The organism is Paracoccus sp. 228, assembly GCF_000967825.1.
Taxonomy (GTDB): Bacteria; Pseudomonadota; Alphaproteobacteria; order Rhodobacterales; family Rhodobacteraceae; genus Paracoccus; species Paracoccus marcusii.
Genome location: NZ_JYGY01000006.1, coordinates 180,753 through 198,834, shown reverse-complemented (window position 1 = coordinate 198,834; position 18,082 = coordinate 180,753). Strand labels below are relative to the sequence as shown.

15 protein-coding genes and 1 pseudogene are annotated in these 18,082 nt (G+C 69.4%); 1 reads left to right on the top strand and 15 read right to left on the bottom strand.

The window, feature by feature from the left end:
• The first annotated feature begins 29 nt into the window (after positions 1-29).
• A pseudogene (locus SY26_RS20610) lies at positions 30-786 on the top strand (IS5 family transposase).
• A gap of 19 nt (positions 787-805) precedes the next feature.
• Here the strand turns inward: SY26_RS20610 and SY26_RS17645 are convergent.
• From SY26_RS17645 to SY26_RS17575, 15 genes are all read right to left on the bottom strand, one after another.
• Positions 806-1,270 carry a hypothetical protein gene (locus tag SY26_RS17645; RefSeq protein ID WP_046001603.1) on the bottom strand — a complete coding sequence of 155 codons (465 nt, stop codon included), beginning with the start codon at positions 1,268-1,270 and terminating at the stop codon, positions 806-808.
• Between the two features lie 65 nt (positions 1,271-1,335).
• Positions 1,336-2,835, bottom strand: coding sequence for a sorbosone dehydrogenase family protein (locus tag SY26_RS17640; protein WP_232303385.1), 1,500 nt, complete (start codon positions 2,833-2,835; stop codon positions 1,336-1,338).
• Between the two features lie 13 nt (positions 2,836-2,848).
• Positions 2,849-3,289: a DUF2231 domain-containing protein gene (locus SY26_RS17635; RefSeq protein WP_052715352.1), complete on the bottom strand. Its 441-nt coding sequence runs from the start codon at positions 3,287-3,289 to the stop codon at positions 2,849-2,851.
• 121 nt (positions 3,290-3,410) lie between these two features.
• The gene (locus SY26_RS17630) at positions 3,411-4,781 is read right to left on the bottom strand and encodes a PepSY domain-containing protein (RefSeq protein ID WP_046001602.1); all 1,371 of its coding nucleotides are present in this window, start codon (positions 4,779-4,781) and stop codon (positions 3,411-3,413) included.
• 57 nt (positions 4,782-4,838) lie between these two features.
• On the bottom strand, positions 4,839-5,444 hold the full coding sequence (locus SY26_RS17625; RefSeq protein WP_046001601.1) for an SCO family protein: 606 nt from the start codon (positions 5,442-5,444) through the stop codon (positions 4,839-4,841).
• 2 nt (positions 5,445-5,446) lie between these two features.
• On the bottom strand, positions 5,447-6,025 hold the full coding sequence (locus tag SY26_RS17620) for a copper chaperone PCu(A)C (protein WP_084693908.1): 579 nt from the start codon (positions 6,023-6,025) through the stop codon (positions 5,447-5,449).
• Between the two features lie 95 nt (positions 6,026-6,120).
• The gene (locus SY26_RS17615) at positions 6,121-6,549 is read right to left on the bottom strand and encodes a DUF2946 family protein (RefSeq protein ID WP_052715351.1); all 429 of its coding nucleotides are present in this window, start codon (positions 6,547-6,549) and stop codon (positions 6,121-6,123) included.
• An 81-nt stretch (positions 6,550-6,630) separates the two neighbouring features.
• Positions 6,631-7,323, bottom strand: a complete 693-nt coding sequence (locus SY26_RS17610; RefSeq protein ID WP_046001600.1) for a response regulator — start codon at positions 7,321-7,323, stop codon at positions 6,631-6,633.
• Complete coding sequence (locus SY26_RS17605) at positions 7,320-9,986, bottom strand: sensor histidine kinase KdpD (RefSeq protein ID WP_046001599.1); 2,667 nt, start codon at positions 9,984-9,986, stop codon at positions 7,320-7,322. Before SY26_RS17605 ends, SY26_RS17610 begins: the two co-directional genes overlap by 4 nt.
• A gap of 3 nt (positions 9,987-9,989) precedes the next feature.
• The gene (gene kdpC / locus SY26_RS17600; RefSeq protein ID WP_046001598.1) at positions 9,990-10,580 is read right to left on the bottom strand and encodes a potassium-transporting ATPase subunit KdpC; all 591 of its coding nucleotides are present in this window, start codon (positions 10,578-10,580) and stop codon (positions 9,990-9,992) included.
• Between the two features lie 10 nt (positions 10,581-10,590).
• Positions 10,591-12,630, bottom strand: a complete 2,040-nt coding sequence (gene kdpB, locus SY26_RS17595) for a potassium-transporting ATPase subunit KdpB (protein WP_046001597.1) — start codon at positions 12,628-12,630, stop codon at positions 10,591-10,593.
• A gap of 11 nt (positions 12,631-12,641) precedes the next feature.
• The gene (gene kdpA, locus SY26_RS17590; RefSeq protein WP_046001596.1) at positions 12,642-14,342 is read right to left on the bottom strand and encodes a potassium-transporting ATPase subunit KdpA; all 1,701 of its coding nucleotides are present in this window, start codon (positions 14,340-14,342) and stop codon (positions 12,642-12,644) included.
• Positions 14,343-14,355: 13 nt separating this feature from the next.
• The gene (kdpF, locus tag SY26_RS22240; protein ID WP_045982103.1) at positions 14,356-14,442 is read right to left on the bottom strand and encodes a K(+)-transporting ATPase subunit F; all 87 of its coding nucleotides are present in this window, start codon (positions 14,440-14,442) and stop codon (positions 14,356-14,358) included.
• Positions 14,443-14,632: 190 nt separating this feature from the next.
• Positions 14,633-17,005, bottom strand: coding sequence for a DNA ligase D (gene ligD, locus SY26_RS17580; protein WP_046001595.1), 2,373 nt, complete (start codon positions 17,003-17,005; stop codon positions 14,633-14,635).
• A gap of 1 nt (position 17,006) precedes the next feature.
• On the bottom strand, positions 17,007-17,873 hold the full coding sequence (locus SY26_RS17575) for a Ku protein (protein ID WP_045982105.1): 867 nt from the start codon (positions 17,871-17,873) through the stop codon (positions 17,007-17,009).
• Positions 17,874-18,082: the final 209 nt, after the last annotated feature.

The window sequence follows — 18,082 nt, the reverse complement described above, 5'->3', positions numbered from 1 at the left end:
TTTCACGCTCCCGAACTGATGGGGGCATGATGAGCAATCTTTTTTGGCTGAGTGACGAGCAGATGGCGCGGCTGCGGCCGTTCTTTCCAAAGAGCCATGGCGACCCACGGGTCGATGATCGGCGGGTCTTGAGCGGGATAATCTTCATCAATCGTAATGGCTTGCGTTGGTCCGATGCGCCGCCAGAGTATGGTCCACCGAAGACCCTCTACAACCGATGGAAGCGCTGGAGCAACATGGGTGTTTTCGCCCGGATGATGGAGGGACTGGCTTCCGAAGCCGCCGACCGGAAGACAGTGATGATTGACGCCACCTATCTCAAGGCGCACCGCACAGCTTCAAGCCTGCGGTTGAAAAAGGGGGGCGTGGCAGGCTGATTGGGCGGACGAAGGGTGTCATGAACACCAGTTGCATGCCGTCACGGACGCGAACGTCCGCCCGATCAAGTTCTTCATGACAGCYGGTCAGGTCAGCGACTACACCGGCGCGGCGGCCCTGCTGAGCAATCTGCCCGAGGCCGGATGGCTATTGGCCGATCGGGGCCATGACGCCGACTGGTATCGTGAAGCATTGCAGGACAAGGGCATCACGCCCTGCATTCCTGGCCGGAAGTCCCGAGGCAAGCCCGTCACATACGACAAACGCCGCTACCAGCGGCGCAATCGTATCGAGATCATGTTCGGCAGGCTCAAGGACTGGCGCCGCGTTGCGACCCGCTACGAAAGGTGCCCGAAGGTCTTTCTGTCCGCCATCGCTCTCGCCGCAACTGTCATCTCCTGGCTTTGAAAATTAACGAGACTGGAGCCTAGTCGTCCGGCCCGAAACCGTTCGGAACCCGGCGACCGGGGACATAGGTCAGACCGGCATCCTCGATCAGGTCCTTGGCCATGGAATCGGCGTTCAGCGGGGCATTCCGGACATGCTGCCAGATCGCGCGGACGGCGGGCAGCATCTGCGGTTCGGACAGGGCACAGGCGGTGTGCATCCAGATCGCCAGCCCGTCGCTGCTGTCATATTCGCGCGCCTTGCGCAGGGCCGCGATCCGCGTGACGGCCCCCGACACGAACCGTTTGCGTGCGGCGGGGGTCCAGTCTGAGAGGCTGTTCAGATCCTGGCCGTCGGCCAGATGGAAGGCCTGCCAGAACCATGCGGCGGCTGCCTTGCTCTCGACGAAATGCGGCTTGGCGTCTGCCAGCCTGTCGGCCAAAGCCTGCGCCTCGTCGATGAGGGCGGTCTTGGCCTTGTCGGCCTTCCAGCTGCTGAACGACATGGCGCCCCCTTTTCAACATGACGATGCCGCCATGATCGCATGGCGGCATCGGATCGCAAGGATGATCAGTTCGCAGGTGCCGCCGGCACGGGCGCGGGCGCCGGGGAGGCCGGCGCGGGCGTCTCGGGCGCGGCCTCCGGTTCTGCGGGCGTCGGCGCCGGCGTTTCGATCCGGTCCGTGTCGATCGGTTCGGGGATCACCGTGCCATCGGCCGCAGCCACGCGCCAGACCGTGTTGCCGGCATCATCCGCGACCAGCAACGCGCCGGTCCCGTCGATGCCCAGGCCCACTGGGCGCCCATGCACCTTGCCGTCGACCAGGAAACCAGTCACGACATCCTGCATCATCCCGTCCGGACGGCCGTCGGCGAAGGGGACATAGGACACCTTGTAGCCGTTGAACTCATCCCGGTTCCAGCTGCCGCGCTGACCGACGAAGGCACCGTTCGCGAAGGCGTCGGGCATCGCTGCGCCATTGGTGAAGACCAGACCCAGGGCCGCCACGTGGCTGGACAGCGCATAATCGGGCGCGATCGCCGTCTCGACCAGATCGGGCCGTGCCGGGCGCACACGGGCGTCCACGTGATCGCCGTAATAGCTGTAGGGCCAGCCATAGAACGCGTCTTCCTGGACCGAGGTCATGTAGTCGGGCACCAGGTTCGGCCCCAGTTCGTCACGTTCGTTGATGACCGCCCACAGCGCGCCGCTGTCGGGGTTGAAGGTCAGGCCGTTCGGGTTGCGCAGCCCCGAGGCATAGATCTTGGACGCCCCCGTTTCGCGATCGATCTGCCAGATGGCGGCACGGCCCTTTTCGGCCTCCATCCCGTTCTCGGCGGCGTTCGAGTTCGAGCCGACCGACGCGTACAGCATGGTTCCGTCCGGGCTGAGCGCCAGATCCTTGGTCCAGTGGTGGTTCAGCGGGCCGCCCGGCAACGGCGTGACCGTCGTGGGTTCGGCATCGATCACCGTGTCGCCCAGGGCATAGGGATAGGAGATCACCGCATCGGCGGCGGCGACATACAGCGTGTCGTCGATCCAGGCCAGGCCGAAGGGCGAGTGCAGGCCGGTCAGCAGGTCGTGGCGTTCGTCCACCGTGCCGTCGCGGTCGGTGTCGCGCAGCAGCGTGATCAGGTTGCTTTCCGCCGGGGGGGCGTCACCGCCGCCCGCCGCAAAGGCCATGATCCAGCCGCGGACGAAATCCTTGGGGCGGTATTTCGGCTTACCCTCCGGCGCGCGCGACTGGACCACCAGCACGTCACCGTTGGGCAGCGTATGGACGGTGCGCGGATTGACCAGGTCGGTGGCATAGGCGCTGATCGTCAGCCCCTCGGGGACGGCCGGGGTCTGGCCGTCGGCCCAGCCTACGACCTCGGCCACGTTCACGCTTGGCAGCGGATTGACGAATTGCGGTTCGGGCAGGACCGGATCGGGACCGATCTGGCTGGTGATGTCGAACCCTTCGGAATCCTGCGCGGCGGCGGCCATCGGCAGGGCTAGGCCAAGCGTCAGGACGGCGGAACCGGACAGCATCAGCCTGCGACGCAGGGTGGAGGTATAGATGGTCATGATGGCGTCCTTTTCAGGCGGTGCGCAGGGACAGGGGGGCGGTGGCGCGACGGTTCAGCACCGCCGCCAGCAGCATCAGCACGCAGGTCACGACGGACAGCGTGATGCCCCAGGGCATGATGGCGGTCCAGCCGTCGCCCGCATGCAGCAGGCTGTTTAAGAAGGCGGCCAGCATCACCAGCACATAGATCCCGACCGCGCCCCAGGACGGACCGGGGCGGCGCGTCAGCAGACCGATCAGCCACAGCACGCAGCCGACCCCGGCCACGATCAGGCCGAAGAACAGCAGCCAGGACGAAAAGTCCTTCCACATCAGGACGGTGGTCTGCAGATAGGCGTAATCTGTCACCACCGGCAGGGCCAGCAGGCCCGCGGACATATGGGTCAGGACGGACAGTCCGGGAACGGGGCGCCGCGCGCCGATGGGGTGCGGGGAATAGGCGGTTGCGGCCATGGGATCGCTTTCGTGAAATGCATTATGATCAATAGAACCGCCAAATGCCCGCGATGTTCCGCCCGGATGTGCCATGAAAGTGCCGAGACCGCGCCGAGACCGGGCGCGGCCCCGCGCAGGGTCAGGCGGCGGCGCGCGACCCCGTGCAGCGCAGGCGTCGGATCGCGGTGTCCAGCGCCAGCATGACCAGCAGCGATGCGCCGGTCAGCGGGAACAGGATGCCACCCACCGCCAGGATGGCCAGCAGGCCGCGGAACACCCGGCGGTCGGCGGGCATCGGTGGCACGCCCATCGACCGCGACGGGCGACGCTTCCACCACATCACCCCGCCGGACACCGCCAGCAGGACGATGCCCCCGCAGACGGCCAGCAGCAGGATCTGGTTCGCCAGGCCGAACTGCTGGCCCATATGGGTGTTGATGCCGAATTCCAGCCAGCGCCCCATGGGGCCGTAATCGGCATAGCTCATGTCGAGCAGCGGCTGAGCGCTGTATTGATCCAGATGCACGACGCGCTGCTGGCTGAGGTCGTCAGGATAGACCGAGCCGCTATAGACCCCCGTTGTCGAGGACGGCAGCGACACCGAAAAGCCCGGATGCAGGCCAAGCCGCTCGAACGCCGCCACGGCGGCGTTCAGCCCGATGGGTACGGCACCCTGGGCCGGGGGCGGGGTTTCGGGAACGCGCGCCTGCTCCAGCGACCACGATGTCTGTGCCGTGTCGGTCAGGCGCTGGTCCGACATCGGCACGTCGACGCGCACGCCCGACGGATAGCCGAAGTTGTGCCCGTTGGCCCATTCGTTAACCTTGCCGCCCCAGACCTGCGACCAGGGCATGCCGGTCACCGCCAGGAACACGATGAAGCCGCCCACCACGATGCCGGTCACCGCATGGGTGTCGCGCCAGAAGACGCGCCTGCGCCGGTCGCCCCGGACCGACAGGACTCCCCCCGCCTGGCCGCGCGGCCACCACAGATAGATGCCGGTGGCGACCAACAGGATCGTCCAACCGCCCACGATCTCGATCACGCCGCGGGCGACGGGCCCGAAATAGCGCAGGCTGTGCAGATAGCGCACCGTCCACATGACCGTGCTGCGGTCGGGGCGCGCGCCCAGGACGTAACCCTCGTAGGGGTTGACATAGACCGCCATGCGGCCCCCGTCGTCGGTGGCGACCGTCACCTCGGCCGAGGCGGCGGCCGTTGGGGGGTCGGTGTACTTGACCGCGCGGCCGGGCACCGCGGTCACGGCCGAGGCGACGATCGCCTCGGGGCTCAGCGTGCCAGTCTGCGCGACCTCGACCCGCTTGATGTCGGCATGGATGATGGCGTCGATCTCGTCGCGGAACAGATAGGCTGCGCCGGTGACGGCCAGCGTGATCAGGAACGGCAGGACGAACAGTCCCGCATAGAAATGCCAGCGCCAGACGGCGCGGTACAGATCGGACGTGGCCGCGCGCGGGCGGGGCGAGGCGTCCAGGGTCGCATCGGACATGGGTTTCCCTATGGGTTTTGTGGGGATGCGGCGGCGCGGACCCGCGCCGCCCAGGGATCAGCTGGCCAGCAGGCGCCGGATGGTGCCCATCGCGCGGTCGTGGTCCTCCTGATAGGACACGAGACCGAAGAAATCGCCGCCATCGTCGAACAGCAGCACCTGGGTCGAGTGGTTGACGGTATAGTCGCCCCCCTCCAGCGGCACCCGCTGCGCAAAGGCGCGAAAGGCGGCGACGGCCTTGTCGATCTCGGCCCGCTCTCCGGTGATGCCGGTGACGCCGGGCACCCAGGACACGTATTCGCCCAGGACCTCGCGCGTGTCGCGTTCGGGGTCCACGGTGATGAACAGCGTGCGCAGCGTCTGGCCGTCCCGGGCCAGCTCGTCCTGCCAGGCGGTGACCTCGCCCAGGGTGGTGGGACACACGTCGGGGCAATGGGTGAAGCCGAAGAAGACGGCGGTCGGCTGACCCTGCAGATCGGCCTGGGTGAACGGCTGGCCATCCGCGGTGACAAGGGTGTAATCGCCCTTGCCCAACTGCTGCATGGCGACCTGGTGGTCGGTCGGCGCGGGCCGCAGGACCGTGGCCCACAGCAGCGCGGCGCCGGCCACCACGACCGCGGTCCAGGCCAGCACCCGCACCAGGCGAAGCGTCTGTCGGGTCATGGTCAATGCCCCGCGTGCGGATCGGCGCCCTGCGGGGCATCGCCCGCCGCGCGTGCGTTGAACGCCTGGATCGACAGCGGCACGGTGATGTCGCCGGCACCCTCGAAGGTCAGGGTGACGTCGATGCTGTCGCCCTGGACCAGGGGGGCCGCCAGCTGAAGGAACATCAGGTGATAGCCGCCGGGCTGCAGCGCCACGGTCTGGCCCGCCGGGATCGGCAGGCCGTCCTCTACCGGGCCCATCGTCATGATGTCGCCCGCCATGGTCATCTGATGGATCTCCATCCGTCCGGCGATGTCAGATGTGGCGGCGACCAGGCGGTCGTCCGCGGCGCCCTCATTGGCGATGGTTAGAAAGCCGCCCGCGACGGGGGCATTGGGCAGGGTGGCGCGGGCATAGGGCGCGGTGACGGTCAGCTCGCCGACCTGCCACGCCGCATCCGGGTCGGGCAGGGACAGGGGCGCCGCATGGGCGGCGGTATGGCCTGCATGGTCCGCACCGTCGCCGGTGCCGTGCGCCCATGCGGCAGGGGCCAGCAGGGTCGCGACCGCAAGCGCGGCCAGAAGGGGAAAGGTCGTCATGGCATGTCTCATCTGTGAACGGTCGTGTTCGCGGCGGCCGGAATGCGGCGGCCGGACGGTCGCGGTACCGGGCGGGCCCGGTCGTCGCGTCGGTCTCAGACGAGGGCGGGTGGTCCGCGGGCGGCGGGGGTCAGAACCTCGGCCCGGCGACGATGGAGGGGGATGTCGGTCCCGAAATCGGCGTCCAGCTCGCGGAACCGCGGCGGCGCCATGTCGACGGCGGGGGAGGCCAGCACCGATTGGCCGTGCAGCGCCCAGTCACAGGGCGGGGTGCCGGGATGGCCACCGCGACCCGGCTGGTCGTCGGGATGGACCTGCCCATCCGGGGTCATGATCGCGTTGACCATGCCGGTGCCGGTGCACAGAACGATCCGCACGCCGCCCGCGGGGGCGGCCTCGATCATCGTGCCCTGGCTGATCGTGGCCAGCATCAGGAACGGCACCAGCAACAGCCAGCGCAGCGCGCGCCCCGGCGTCAGCCGGGCCCGCTGCGGTCTGTCGGTCTGGGAATCGCGACGGATCAACGCTGTCTCCTGGAATGCGCGGCATCGATAGCGCAGCCCGAAACCAAAGGGAAGATGCGCCAAGGCCGCAGGCCCGACGCGTCACGACCCCGATGCAAAGCGATATCCCACCCCGGATTCGGTGAAGATGTAGGACGGGTTGCCCGCATCGTCGCCGATCTTGGCGCGCAGCTGCCGGATGAAGACGCGCAGATAGTGGCTGTCCTCCAGATGGGCCTTTCCCCAGACATGTTCCAGCGCCATGCCCTGCGTCACCAGCCGCCCGGCATTCGACGCCAAAAGCCACAGCAGGTCGAACTCCTTGCGGGTCAGGTGGATCTCGGTGCCGCCCTTCAGGACCGTCCGGGCGGCGGCGTCGATGGTCAGGTCGGCCACCTGCAGCGCCGCCCCCTGCGGGGCAGCACCCGACCGGTCGCGCAGAAGGCCGCGCAGGCGGGCCAGCAGTTCCCCGATGCCAAAGGGCTTGGTCACGTAGTCCTGTGCGCCGGCGTCCAGCAGGGCGACCTTGTCGGCCTCGGACGCGCGGACCGACAGGACCAGGACCGGGACCTGGCTCCATTCGCGCAGTCGGGCCAGGACCGCGCGCCCGTCCATGTCGGGCAGGCCCAGGTCCAGGATCACCGCCTCGGGGGTGGTCAGGGCGCAGGCCTCGATGCCGTCGCGGCCGGTGGCGGCCTCGGTCACGTGATGGCCCTGCGCCTCCAGCGCGACCCGCAGGAAACGGCGGATCGGGGCCTCGTCGTCGATGATCAGGATGCGGGCGGGCAGGGTCATGCGGGCGTATCCAGCGGTAGGGTCAGGGTGATGCGGGTGCCGCGCCCGTCCGCGCGGGCGGGGTGGGCGGCGATGGTGCCGCCATGGGCTTCGACGATGCCGCGCGCGATGGCAAGACCCAGGCCCGTGCCCGCGCGCTGACCGTCGCCCTCGGCCACGCGATAGAACATGTCGAAGACCCGGCCGCGCGCGTCGGGCGGGATGCCGGGGCCGTCGTCGCCGACCGACAGTTCGGCCCTTGCCCCGTCGACCCGCGCGGTCACGTCGATGCGGCTGCCCTCGGGGGCGTATTTCGCGGCGTTGTCCAGAAGGTTCATCACCACCTGCTCGATCAGCAGCGGATCGACCAGCACCTGCGGCAGATCGTCGGGGACCGCGACCTCGACCCGGTGATCGCGCAGCGCGCCGCGCAGGCGGTGGCGCGCGCTGCCCGCGATTTCGCGCAGGTCGGCGGGCACGCGCTTGGGCACCAGCGCGCCGTGGCCAAGCCGCGTCATGTCCAGAAGGTTCTGGATGTAGCGGTCCAGCCGTTCGCCCTCGTCGCGGATGGTGGCGGCCATGCTGGCGCGTGCGGGGGCGGCCAGGTCCAGCGCCGGATCGGCCAGCGACGATGCCGCGCCGATGATCGACACCAAAGGCGTGCGCAGGTCATGGCTGACCGAGGACAGCAGGGCCGCGCGCAGGCGTTCGGCCTCGGACGTGACCAGCGCCTGTTCCAGGTCTGCCTGCAGCGCGATGCGTTCCAGCGCGATGCCGGTCTGATCGGTCATCGCGTCCAGCAGGCGGCGGTCCATCGGCGCCAGGCTGCGCCCGTCGGGATAGGCGATGCCCAGGATGGCCAGCCGCCGCCCCTCGGTGCCGACGGGCAGGAACAGCCAGTCGCTGGCGGGCAGGGTGCCCGAGCCGCGCCCGGCCTCCTCGCCGCGGGTCCAGGCATAGTCTGCGGCGGATGCGTCGCGCAGGGCCAGCGTGTCGCGGGGCGGTTCGGCCACCTCGATCACCGGGCGGCCCAGGGGGCCGGGGCGCATCACCACGGTGTCGCATCCCAGGGCCGCGCCGACATGGATCGCGGCGGCGCGCAGGACCTCGACCGCGGATCCGGCGCCGGCGACCTGGCGCGCGAAATCGTACAGCAGGTTCGTCCGCATCGCGATGTCGCGCTGTGCCAAAGCCCGGTCGCGGAGCCGCGCGGCCAGGTTGCCGGTCAGCCCCGAGGCGATCAGGAACAGCAGCAGCGTCATGATCTGGTCCTGGCGGATCACCAGGAACGTGTTGCGCGGATCGGTGAAGAAGAAGTTGTAGGTCAGGAAGCTGAGGCAGGACGCATAAAGCGACGGCCACAGGCCCTGGCGCACCGCGACCACGATCACCCCTGTCATGAAGATCAGCGACAGCGAGGTGACGGGAAAGATCCGGTCGGCCGACAGGGCCAGCAGGCTGGCCGCGATCACCGTCAGCGTGGCCTTGGCATAGGCGCGCGGGTCGCGGTCCACGGACCAGTGGCGCACCGCCGGCGGGGTGGGTGTCCGTTGCGGATCCGAGACGACCGTCACCTCGAAATCGCGGCCGGCCTCGGTCACGGCGCGGGCGACGTTCTGGCGGCCGATGCGCCGCCACCAGGGACGGGGCCGGGGGCGGCCCAGCAGGATGCGGCTGACGTTGCGGCGGCGGGCATAGTCCAGGATCTCGTCGGCGACGGGGCCCGCGGCGGACAGGGTCGCCACCTCGCCGCCAAGGCGTTCGGCCAGGCGCAGGGCCTGGGCCAGCGCGTCCCGGTCGGGATCGGACAGGGCCTCGGACCGGGCCGAGGTCACGGTGACCGCCACCCATTCGACCCGCGCGCGGTCGGCCATGCGTTTCGCGGTCCGCACCAGCGTGCGTGCGACCGGGCTTTCGGTCAGCGCGACCAGGATGCGTTCCTGCGCGGGCCACGGCCCGCCGATGGCATTGGCGCGCATGTGCTCGCGCAGCTGCGCGTCCACGCGGTCGGCAGCGGCGCGCATGGCCAGTTCGCGCAGTGCCGTCAGGTTGCCCTTGGAAAAGAAGTTCTGCACTGCCCGCGCGATCTGGTCCTGGACATAGACCTTGCCCGCCCGCAGCCGCTCGATCAGCTCCTCTGTGGGCAGGTCGATCAGCTCGACCTCGTCGGCGCGGGCCAGGACGGCGTCGGGCACCGTCTCGCGCACGCGCACGCCCGAAATCCGCGCGACCCGGTCGTTCAGCGTCTCAAGGTGCTGGACGTTCAGCGTGGTCAGGACATCGATGCCCGCGGCCAGCACCTCCTCGACGTCCTGCCAGCGCTTGTCGTGGCGCGATCCCGGGATGTTGGAATGGGCCAGTTCGTCGATCAGGGCCAGCTGGGGGCGGCGCTCCAGCAGCGCGTCCAGGTCCATCTCGTGCAGGATGCGCTCGCGATAGAACTGCGCCCGCTTGGGCAGCAGGTCCAACCCCTGCAGCAGCGCCTCGGTCTCGGCCCGGCCATGGGTCTCGACGACGGCGGCGACCACGTCCACGCCCTCGGCCGCGCGTCGCCGCGCGGCCTCCAGCATGGCATAGGTCTTGCCCACGCCGGGGGCCGCGCCCAGAAAGATCTTCAGCCGCCCGCGCCCCTCGCGTTCGGCCTGGGCCAGCAGGGCGTCGGGTTCGGGGCGCAGCTCGGTCATGGATCAGCCTTCGGTTCGGGGTCCAGTGGGGGCCGCGGGGAAGGCCGCGTCAAGGGCCAGATTGACGGCCAGCACGTTCACGCGCGGTTCCCCGAAGAGGCCCAGCCAGCGCGGCTCGACCTGCGCCTCGATCAGCGCCGCGACCCGGGCCTGGGGCACACCTCGCGCCGCGGCGATGCGCGCGGCCTGCGCCCGCGCGTTCTCGGGCGAGACATGCGGGTCCAGTCCGCTGCCCGAGGCGGTGACGGCATCCACCGGCACGCTGGCCGCCCCGGTCGATGCGACGAAATTCGCCGCGCGGGTCGCCTGATCGGCGATCAGCGCCGCGCTGGTCGGCCCCAGGTTCGAGGCCCCCGCCGCCGCCGCGTCGTAATCGACCGCGGACGGGCGCGGATGCAGGTATCCCGGCGCGGCAAAGGCCTGCCCCACCAGGGCCGAGCCGATGACCTGCCCGTCGCGGACGATCAGGCTGGCATTGGCCTGTTCCGGCATCAGCGTCTGGCCCAGCCCGGTCAGGGCCAGCGGGTAGGCCACCCCCGTCAGGATGGTCATCAGGCCCAGGGTCGCCAAAGCGGGTCGGATATGGTCGATCATGGCTGTCTCCTTACGCCAGGCCCAGGGCGGTCACGGCCATGTCGATGGCCTTGATGCCCAGGAAGGGGACGATTAGGCCGCCCAGGCCATAGATCGTCAGGTTGCGCCGCAGCAGGGCCGCCGCACTGGCGGGCGCGTATTTCACCCCCCGCAGCGCCAGCGGGATCAGCGCCAGGATCACCAGCGCGTTGAAGATCACCGCCGACAGGATCGCGCTCTGCGCGCTTTCCAGGCCCATCACGTTCAGGACGGCGAGGCCCGGATACGCGGCGATGAACAGAGCGAGCAGGATGGCGAAGTATTTCGCCACGTCGTTGGCGATACTGAAGGTGGTCAGCGCGCCGCGGCTGATCAGCAGCTGCTTGCCCACCAGCACGACCTCGATCAGCTTGGTCGGGTCGCTGTCCAGGTCGATCAGGTTCGCGGCCTCCTTGGCGGCCGAGGTGCCGGAATTCATCGCCACCCCCACATCGGCCTGGGCCAGCGCGGGCGCGTCGTTCGAGCCGTCGCCGCACATGGCGACCAGCTGGCCCTTGGCCTGTTCGGCGCGGATCAGCTCCAGCTTGTTCTCGGGCGTGGCCTCGGCCAGGAAATCGTCCACGCCGGCCTCGGCCGCGATGGCGGCGGCGGTCAGGGGGTTGTCGCCGGTGATCATCACCGTGCGGATGCCCATGGCGCGCAATTCCCCGAACCGTTCGCGCACGCCGGGCTTGATGATGTCCTTCAGATGCACCGCACCCATGATGCGCGCACCCTGCGACACCAGCAGCGGCGTGCCGCCCGACCGCGCGATCTGGTCCACCGACGCGGCCAGCGCGGTGTCCATCGCCGCCCCGGTATGGCGCAGGATCGCATCGACCGACCCCTTGCGCAGCTGTGTGCCGTCGGTCAGGTCGGCGCCCGACAGCCGGGTCTGGGCGGAAAACGCGATGGCCTCGGCCGTGTCGGCCAGGGGCGCGTCCGCGCCGGGCTGGCGGCGGGCCAGATCGACCAGGGACTTGCCCTCGGGGGTGTCGTCGGCGCGGCTGGCGGCAAAGGCGGCGCGGGCCAGATCGGGCGGCGAGACGCCCTGCGCCGGGATCAGCGCGTCGGCCATGCGGTTGCCGAAGGTGATCGTGCCGGTCTTGTCCAAGAGCAGCACGTCCACGTCGCCCGCGGCCTCGACCGCGCGGCCGGATTTCGCGACCACGTTGGCGCGGGCCAGACGGTCCATGCCCGCGATGCCGATGGCCGACAGAAGCCCGCCGATGGTCGTGGGGATCAGCGTCACGAACAGCGCGGCCAGGAACACCACCGGGATCGAGATGCCCGAATAGCGGGCGAAAGGCTCCAGCGTGACCACCACGAAGAGGAAGATCAGGGTCAGGCCAGCCAGCAGGATGTTCAGCGCGATCTCGTTCGGGGTCTTGCCGCGTTCGGCCCCCTCGACCAATGCGATCATGCGGTCGAGGAAGCTGCGCCCGGGTTCCGCGGTGACGCGCAGCACCAGCCAGTCCGACACGATGCGCGTGCCGCCGGTGACCGAGCTGAAATCGCCGCCGGATTCGCGGATCACCGGGGCGCTTTCGCCGGTGATCGCGCTTTCGTCGACCGATGCCACGCCGCGCATCACCTCGGCATCGGCTGGAATGATGTCGCCCGCCATGACCAGCAGGATCTGGCCCTGCTTCAGGCTGGCCGACGGGACCATCGTGGCGACGTCATGTGCGCTATCGGGGGCGGGCAGCACGCGGACCATCGTGTCAGACTTGGTGGCGCGCAGGCTGTCGGCGCGGGCGCGGCCGCGCCCCTCGGCCAGGGCCTCGGCAAAGTTGGCGATCAGCACGGCCGCCCACAGCCAGAACGCGATCTGGACCGCGACGCCGCCGCCGGATACGCCCAGGGCAAGGTCGCGCAGGCCCAGCACGCTGACCATCAGCGCCGCCACGGCGGTGGCGAAGATGACCGGGTTCTTGAGCAGCAGGCGCGGGGCCAGCTTGGCCAGCGCCTGTCGCGCCGCCGCGGGGGCCAGCGCCCCCATCGACGGCACGGGAAGCGAATGTTTCGACATTGATGAACGCCTCAGAAGGTTTGCCCGCCCAGCATGGAGACATGCTCGGCGATGGGGCCCAGGACCAGGGCCGGAAAGAAGGTCAGCGCGCCCAGGATCAGCACGGTGATGACCAGCAGCAGGACGAACAGCGGGCCGTGGGTGGGGAACGTCCCCGCCGTGGCCGGGACCGGCGACTTCAGGGCCAGCGATCCGGCGACCGCCAGCATCGGCACGATGATCGCATAGCGTCCCAGGATCATCGCGATGCCCTGCAGGGTGGTGTGGAACGGCGCCGCCGCCCCGAAGCCGCCAAAGGCCGAGCCGTTGTTGCCGGTGGCCGAGCTGTAGGCATAAAGGACCTCGGACAGGCCGTGCGGCCCGGCGTCCTGCACCGCGGCCAGGCCCGCGGGGATGACCACGGACAGCGCGCCGAAGACCAGGATGCCCAAGGGCATCGACAGGAAGGCCAGGACCGACAGCGTGACCTCGCGCCCCTCGATCTTCTTACCCAGGTATTCCGGCGTGCGCCCGACCATCAGCCCGGCCAGGAATACCGCCAGCACGACATAGAGTAGCATGCCGTAAAGGCCCGACCCCACGCCGCCGAAGATCACCTCTCCGACCTGCATGTTCAGCATCATCACCAGGCCGGACAGGGGCATGAAGCTGTCATGCATCGCGTTGACCGACCCGTTCGACGCAGCGGTCGTGGCCTCGGCCCACAGCACCGACAGGGTGGCGCCAAAGCGGACCTCCTTGCCCTCCATGTTGGGGCCGGTGATGCCGGTGGCTTGGGTCAAAGCGGGGTTGCCCGCCTGTTCGGGGGCGTTCATCAGCAGAAGGCCAGCCACGAACAGCACGCCCATCGCGGCGAAGATCGCCCAGCCCTGCCGCCGGTCGCCCACCATGCGCCCGAAGAGGAAGCAGAAGGCGACCGGGATCAGCAGCAGATAGACGGACTGGATCATGTTCGACAGGATCGTCGGGTTCTCCAGCGGATGGGCCGAATTGACGCCGAAGAAGCCGCCGCCGTTGGTACCCAGCTGCTTGATGGCGATCTGGGCCGCGGCGGGACCTTGGGCGATGACTTGGCCTGCGCCCTCCAGCGTGGTCGCGCGGACATAGGCCGACAGCGATTGGGGCACGCCCTGCCAGATCAGCACCACCGCCGCCAAGATCGACAGCGGCAGCAGGATATAAAGGACCGCCCGCGTCGCATCGACCCAGAAATTGCCCAAACGGCCGTCGCCCCTGGCGGCAAAGCCGCGCACGATCGCAACCGCGACCGCCATGCCCGTGGCGGCCGAGACGAAGTTCTGCACCGTCAGCCCGACCATCTGGGACAGGTAGGACAGCTGGACCTCTCCGGAATAGGCCTGCCAGTTGGTGTTGGTGACAAAGCTGATCGCGGTGTTGAAGGCCAGGTCCGGCGCCATCGGGCCGATGCCCTGGGGGTTCCACGGCAGCATGCCCTGCAGCCGCAGGATCGCATAGAGAAGCAGGAACCCCGCCAGGTTGAAGACCAGCACGGCCATGGCATAGCCCGACCAGGTCTGGCCGCGCCCGGCGGTGACGCCCGCGGCCGACAGGAAGGCCCGTTCGACCGGGGCGATCAGCGGGCTGGACCAGACGCGCCGACCGGTAAAGACGCGGTGCATGTGACCGGCCAGCAGCCAGGCGAGGCCGACCGTGACGGCGCCGTAGAGCGCGAAGACAAGAAAAGGGGACATGGACGCGCCCCCATCAGAACCGGTCGGGACGCATCAGCGCCACGACCAGATAGGCGAACAGGCCCGCCGCGACGGCAAGGCCAAGGACCAGGTCGACCATCGGCGCCCCGTCACGAACGGGCCAGCGCGCGCGTTCCGGCCATCATGGCCAGAAACCCGCCTGCGCCAAGCAGAAGATAGATGATGTCGGACATGAACATCCCCTTGATGAGTGATGTCCGATCATCCCGCAGGCGCGCGTCAGGATGCTATGCGTGATCCTGGCCGGGGGCGTAAGGGCCGCGTAAGGATCATGCCGTCAGCGCCGCGTCCAGCGCCGCGATCACGGCCGCCGACAGGGTCTGGGCGGGCGGCGGGTCGGTGTCGGCCCAGCCCCGCTCCAGCGCCTGCGCGGTCGAGAACGCCCCAGCCTTGCGGATGCGCCCCAGTTCGTCCCAGCTGACCGGGCAGGCCACCGGCGCGCCGGGGCGGGCGCGCACGGAGAAGGGCGCGATGGCCGTCGCGCCGCGTTCGTTCCTCAGCCAGTCGACGAAGATGCGGCCCTTGCGCTTTGCCTTGGACATCTCGGCGGTGAATCGGTCGGGATGGGCCTGTGCCGTCAGCATCGCCACACCGCGGCTGAACAGCTTGACCGTGTCCCAGCCCGCGGTGCGGCGCAGCGGCACGATCACATGGACGCCCTTGCCCCCCGACAGCATCGCCCAGGACCGCAGGCCAAGCCCCGACAGCCGGTCGCGCAGCTCCAGCGCGGCGCGGCGGGTCGCGGCAAAGCCCAGGCCCTCGTCGGGGTCCAGGTCAAAGACCATGCGGTCGGGCCGGTCCAGCCGGTCGCGACGGGCGCCCCAGATGTGGAACTCGACCGTGCCCATCTGCACCGCGCCCAGGATGCCCTCGACGTCGGTGACATAGGCATAGGGGCTGCGTGCGCCGTCCTTGTCGGCGATCTGCTGGATCTTCAGCGCGGCGGGAAAGCCCTTGCCGGGGTGCTTCTGAAAGAACCGATCGCCGGCCATGCCTTCGGGCAGGCGCAGCAGGGACAGGGGCCGCCCGGCCAGTTCGGGCAGCATCAGCGGTGCGGCCGCGCGATAATACTCGGCCAGCCCCGCCTTGGTCAGGCGCGGCTTGTCAAAGATCACGCGGTCGCCGCTGCTGATCGCGACGGTCGGGGCGGGCGTTCGCATCGGCGGACCCTCATCGTGCAGGCCCAGATACACCGCATGGCGCAGGCGACCCTGGGCGGTGGTTTCGGCGTAATCGATCCGGGCGGTCAGGTCCGGGTCGATCCAGGTCATGCCCGCGACCTCCCGGCGGGGGGCCTCGACGGGGGCGTCCCTGCGCACCAGCGGTTCCATGCGCCGGGCAAGGTCGGCCATCGTGTCCTGGTCGAACCCGGTTCCGACCTTGCCCATATAGGCCAGTCCCCCGTCCCGGTCGCAGGCCAGCGCCAACGAGGCGAAGGGCCTGCCGCGGCTGGTGCTGGCCTGCCAGCCGACGATGCGGAAGGTGCCCTGCCTGCGGCACTTGATCTTCAGCCAGTCGCGGCTGCGCCCGCCGCGATAGGGGGCATCGGTCCGCTTGGCGATCACCCCCTCGCCGCCATTGCCGCAGATCAGCGCCAGCGCCTCGTCCGCCGGGCCGTGGATGACGGGCGACAGCGCCACCGCGCCCATCGGCGGCAGGGGGCGCAGCAGGCCCTCCAGCACAGCGCGGCGTTCGGTCAGGGGCTGGTTCGTCAGGTCGCGCCCGTCCAGCTGCAGCAGATCGAAGGCCACGTATCCGAACGGCCCGCCCGCCGCGATCGCGTCCTGCAGCGTGCCGAACCCCTGCAGCCCGGCGCCGGCCACGATCTCTCCGTCGATCAGGGCCGAGGCACAGGGGATGTCGCGCAGGGCGGGGATCAGGTCGGCGAAACGGTCTGTCCAGTCATGGCCCGCCCGCGTGAAGACGCGCGGACCACCTGCGCCAAGCGCCACCTGCGCGCGATAGCCGTCCAGCTTCAGCTCGTGCCAATGCGTGGCGTGATCGGCCAGATCGTCCGTCAGCGTCGCCAGCTGCACGGGCCGGTGCCCGGGACGGGTGCCGGAATGGTCGGGCAGGCAGGCGGCCTTGTCCGCGCGGATCGCCGCAAAGCTGCGCCCGGACGCCACGCTGGTGCGATAGCGCGCCACCGGGTCGCGCTGGCCCGCGGCCTCGTCGTCGATCTTGACCAGCAGCCAGTTGTCGCGCTTGTCCCGGCGCGCCATGCGGATCAGGTTCCAGTCGCCGGTCATCCGCCGACCGTGCAGCCGGAACTTCAGGTGCCCCTTGGCCAGCCCGCGCGCCGCGGGTTCCAGCGGTTGCCACCAGCCCAGATCCCACAGCATCACGGTGCCCGCGCCGTAATGGCCCTTCGGGATCGTACCCTCGAAGGTCAGATAGGACAGGGGGTGGTCCTCGGTCCGCACGGCCAGCCGCTTGTTGACCGGGTCCAGCGACGGCCCCCGCGTCACCGCCCAGGACAGCAGCACCCCGTCCCATTCCAGCCGCAGGTCCCAGTGCAGCCGCGTGGCGTCGTGGTTCTGCATCGAATAGCGCAGCCCAAGCGCCGAAGGGGTGCCGTCCGCCTGCGGTTCGGGGGTCGCCCCGAAATCGCGCTTGTCCAGATAGGCGCCCAGATCGGCCATGTCAGGCGGATTTCGACTTGGGCTTGGCACGCGGCTTGGACGCGGGCTTTGCGGCGGGCTTGGCCTTGGCCTTGCCGCCGTCCTTCTTCAGGCTCTCCTTCAGCGCGGACATCAGGTCCACGACGTTGCCACCCGACGGGCGGTCGTCGTCCTCGGCCGCCTTGGCGCGGGGGGTCTTGCGGTTCTTGCGCTTCGTCTCGATCAGCGCACGCAGCGCCTGGTCGTAATGGTCGCGGAACGCATCGGCATCGAACGCCGAGGACTTGCGCCGGATCAGCTGGGTCGCGACCTCCAGCAGGTCGGCGTCGCTGGCAGCGTCCTCGATCGCGGCGAACAGCGGCTCCGCCTCGCGGATCTCGTCCTCATAGCGCAGCGTCTCCAGCAGCAGCCCGTCGCCGCAGGGTCGGATCGCGCACAGGTATTCGCGGCCGCGCATGGTCAACTGGCCCAGGGCGGTCTTCTTCTCGGCCCGCAGGGCGTCGCGGACCACGCGATAGGCGTCCTCGGCCAGATCGTCGGTCGGCACCACGTAATAGGGCTTGTTGTAGTACAGGGGCGGTATCTCGGACTGGTCGACGAACTGCACCAGTTCCAGCGTCTTCTTGGTGTCCAGCTTGATCGCGTCGATCTCGTCGGGTTCCAGCAGCAGATAGTTGCCGTCGCCCGTCTCGTATCCCTTCAGGATGTCGTCACTCTTGACCGGCCCGATGCCGGCCACGGTCTTCTCATAGCGCACAGGCTTGCCAGAGGGGCCGTGGATCTGGCGGAAGGACACGCGCGCCCCGGTCTTGGTCGCGGCATGCAGCTCGACCGGGATGGCCACCAGGGACAGGCGCAGCTGCCCCTTCCAGACCGCACGTGACGCCATGACATCCTCCTGCTTTCCGGGGAAACGCCGAAACGGACCGATAAGTTCAGTCGTATCATGGAAGGACGTCGGCACGCATTGCCCGGCTGTCACTGCTGCCAGCGATCATGGCATTGCAGGTTCCGGCGTCGCCGGCAGCGATGGCGCGGGCTTCGGATCGCAGGGCGAAGACGATCGTGCTGATGGCGTCGTGGCGCAGCACCGACGGT